4 protein-coding genes are annotated in these 3,808 nt (G+C 52.3%); 3 read left to right on the top strand and 1 reads right to left on the bottom strand.

The genetic code is table 11. From position 1 onward, the window contains the following. The coding region (locus tag K5905_RS29520; protein WP_297591168.1) for an ABC transporter transmembrane domain-containing protein at window positions 1–1,207 on the bottom strand (1,207 nt) is incomplete at its 3' end. A gap of 647 nt (window positions 1,208–1,854) precedes the next feature. On the opposite strand from K5905_RS29520, the gene K5905_RS29515 reads away from it, so the two are divergent. The 3 genes from K5905_RS29515 to K5905_RS29505 form a co-directional block, all read left to right on the top strand. Continuing rightward, a complete protein-coding gene (locus K5905_RS29515; RefSeq protein WP_297591167.1) occupies window positions 1,855–2,172 on the top strand; it encodes a hypothetical protein in 318 nt (105 codons plus the stop codon). Window positions 2,173–2,184: 12 nt separating this feature from the next. Next, window positions 2,185–2,679, top strand: coding sequence for a toxin-activating lysine-acyltransferase (locus K5905_RS29510; RefSeq protein WP_297591165.1), 495 nt, complete (start codon window positions 2,185–2,187; stop codon window positions 2,677–2,679). Window positions 2,680–2,681: 2 nt separating this feature from the next. Next, the coding region (locus tag K5905_RS29505; protein ID WP_297591162.1) for a hypothetical protein at window positions 2,682–3,808 on the top strand (1,127 nt) is incomplete at its 3' end.

Raw genomic sequence — 3,808 nt, 5'->3', positions numbered from 1 at the left:
CGCCCGCGATTACCAGCCGCGCACCAAGAAATAAAATGAGCACTGTCACTATCTTGGAAACGAACTCTATCAACTGCCGTCCCAAAGTTGATAGAGTTATCGTGCGGAAAGAGGCGCGTACATAGGCAGCCAGACGATCTTCCCAGTCGCGGCGCGCCAGCGGCTGGATTGACATGGACTTCATTGTCTCCATCGCCGTGACAGTCTCCACCAGGAAAGACTGAGATGCCGCACCGTGCTGAAATCGTTCCTCAACCCGGCGGCGCAATTCCGGTGTAATCAGCAGTGAGATCGCGGCGTAAACGGGAACCGCCCCCGCAACCACAGCAAACAGCAACGGGCTGTAGATATACATGATCGCAAAAAAGATCACCCCGAAGGCAAGGTCGAGTACAACGGTGAGTGCGGAACTTGTCAAAAATTCGCGCACCGTCTCCAGCTCACGGACGCGTGCTACGGTCTGACCGACGGGGCGGCTCTCGAAATAGCGCAATGGCAGTTCCAGCAGGTGGGCAAACATCTTCGCCCCCAGTTCCACGTCAATTCTACTGGTCGTGTGCGACATGAGATAAGTTCGCAGTCCTCCGAGTACGACATCAAAAACGGAGATTGCCGCTAGCCCCAACGTTAGGACCAACAGTGTCGATAAGCCCTGGTGCACCAACACCTTGTCCACCACCACTTGAAAGAAAAGTGGCATCAGCAGCGCGAAGACCTGGATAAACAGCGATGCGATGACCACTTCCATCAATGCAGTGCGATATTTCAGGATCGACGGGATGAACCACGATACATCGAATTTGATACGGCGTACCTTGATTTCACGGGGGGTCAGCAGTAGCAACTCCCCTGTCCACATTCCGTCAAATTCGGCGAGCGGAATGCGCCGGGTCACGTCGCAGCCCGGTTCGTGGATTGCAGCCTCAGTCGCGGTGACACCGCCGACAATGAAATAAAGACCGTCTTGTGAACGCGCTATCGCCGGCAGGGTCAGCTTGCCGATCTTACGCAACGAAGAGCTTACTACGCGCGCTCGCAGCCCAAGGCCGCGCGCAGTTCGCATCAAGGTGGCAAAGCTGCGCTGTGCCCCCGCCATGCGACGGTTGAGGTCAGCTGCATCCGCGGGGCGTTGATAGTAGTGACAAACGATCAGCAGACAGGCCGCGCCGCTGCATTCGTTGTTTTCGGTAAACTGATCTTGTCGCATAACAAAACAATAATGAACTAATAATCTCACCACGATAATTAAGACTATAGTCTATGTTCTTTGCGTGCATTTTTCTATTCACTTTGCCCGCCACCAGTTTTCATCTTCCGAATCCCCATATAATAATCAGCATCAACCAGAACAATACCTATTGATACTCAGAGACAAGTCGTGCAACTTCTGCCAATAACAAAAACAACTTGCTCAACCCTTGATTTAACCATCAAAGGTTCATTGTTTTATTCTGACCGCTTCGGCATGCTTAAAATGACTGCATATACGGAGCCCCAACTTCGCAAAGCGGCTCCTTTTTCGGTCAATCAAATTGGCGACCGGCCGCGCGCATACGATAGCGCAACTGCTCGCTCAATCCTCTTTGAGAACGGTTTGCGGGAACTGCCGGTTCTAAAAAGGTGCGTTCAGGCCCATTGCCAGCCACTTCTGGTGAAAATTTCGCATAAATACCGGCTCAAATGCTCACTTCAACACCTGTCAGCTCTATTTGTCTCGGCAATCGGAGCGGTAGGTAGCTTGTTATTTTGCCCATCAGTGCTTAGCCGCCGATATCCATAAATGTTGTCAATCGCATCGCGTCAATTCCACGCGGATAGAAATGTTGAAACTGCACGTAAGAGGGAATTCTCACTATGACCCAAGAAATCTTCGCTGAAGCACTGTCAGTCGTAAACGTTCGCAACGGCGTGGTTCGAATGGTCCTTGTCGATCAATCCGCTGACGGTATGACGAAGATGGGTGACAGCGAAGATGCGGCAGAGCCGGAAATAGCGGTGGAGCCCAAAGCCGTTATCACGATGCCGATCGGTGGCTTTCTCTATACAGCATCGATCATCCAGAAGCTTTTGGCGGATGAAAAATTTGGAAAGACGGTTCGCGCAATGGTCGAGGCCGGCCTTGTGAACGCTCAAATTGACGACCAGAGCGAAGACTCTAACGAGGCCACTTAAGGGGCGTTCGAAGTGGAGAAACCCAACCTGAATGCACCGGATCGGCTATCCATCATGGGTGGTGTATTCTACCTTTGCGAACATTCCCTTCTCCACAAGAACTATCGTGTCGGCGAATTGTCCGAGAACGTTCTTCCGGCTCTCCAGCTTGGCCAGTTCCGATACTATGACGCGCCCGGAGGCGAACCCATCGCGTTCGTTTGCTGGGCATTTGCAACTGACGAGACCGTACGCCGTCTCAGCGTTGGAGAACCTCTCGATGGAATTCAGGACTGGACCTCCGGTGATACGCTGGTCTTTGTCGATTTCCTCGCACCGTTCGGATTTCTGGATCAGATACGCGCCGACCTAACAAACAACGTGTTTGCATCCGGAACCGTCGGGATAGGTTTCCGTCCAAGTTATGACGATGCGGGTAACCTAACAAAGGTGCGTCGCACAATTTACCGTTTCAATCGGCGGAACGATACCCAATTTGGAAACACCGGAAACCTGAAGGAGCCTTAAACATGGGCAATATAGCGAAATCCATAGAGTACTTCTTCACCAGGCGATACAATGCAGGCAATGGCGATGATACGATCAAAGCTTATGGATTTGGTGGGACGATCAAGGCGTATGACGGAAACGACAATATTTTCGTCGGCGGTTTCTACACCAAAGTGTATACCGGCGAAGGGGACGACAAGGTCACTGGCGGATCAGCCGTTCTTGACATAGACGATACGACGGGCACTTTGACAGTAGTTGCTGGCGCCGGCCTTGCCAAGATTATCAAAAAAGGTGCCGGCGACATCCGTTATGCGGGTGCCGCAGGAGCGCTGGACCTAGAACATCGCGGCGACGGTAACGTTTACTTAGGCTCCGTTGCAGCCTACGCTAAAATTCGGCACGTGGGCGCCCGTGGCGATGTTCTTTTTATAGGTTCTGGATTTTATAACAACATCTACCGTAGAGGCAAAAGTGGCACTGTGCGTTTTCGTGGGGCCGGAGCGGGTAACAAGGTTCGCGTTCACTCACAACATCGCGCTCATATCGATTTTCGGGGTAGCGGAGCATCCAATTATGTTAGATCTACGGGGGAGACTTCAAATGTTATTTTCCGAGGTAGCGGTTTAGCCAACGAGGTCTATAACGACGCAAAATATGGAAATTTGACATTTTCAGGCCGCGGGGCAGCGAACATTGTCCGCCGGAACGGTCGGCATGGTATCATTCGGTTCAGCGGTGATGGTTTAGCAAACATAGTCAGCGGGCATTTCAGCGAAGATCGAAACTGGAATAGGATTGAATTCATTGGCGGTGGGGGGGGTAATATTGTCACCCTCACTGGCAAACGCGGCAACATCAAATTCGCTGGTGTGGGGTTGGCCAATGTCATCACCCACAGCGCCAAATACGGAAATATCGACTTCGTAGGCGTAGGAGCCGCCAACGTTCTGACGCTCACCGGCAAGCAAGGCGACATCCTATTTGTCGGCGCAGGCGCGGCCAATGTCGTCACACATACAGCTAATTACGGCAACATCGACTTTGTAGGTGCAGGCGCTGCAAACGTTCTCACGCTCACCGGCGAACAAGGCGACATTCTCTTTGTCGGCGCGGGCAAGGCCAATGTCGTCACACACACAGCCCG

It is taken from the genome of Roseibium sp., assembly GCF_025698965.1.
Lineage (GTDB): Bacteria > Pseudomonadota > Alphaproteobacteria > Rhizobiales > Stappiaceae > Roseibium.
Note: the sequence above shows the minus strand (reverse complement) of the source record. Positions and strands in the feature narration are given on the sequence as shown.

Bases quoted from the DNA above. Each gene is read 5' to 3' on its own strand.
- K5905_RS29515 (WP_297591167.1), top strand. From the start codon at position 1,855: ATGACCCAAGAAATCTTCGCTGAAGCACTGTCAGTCGTAAACGTTCGC.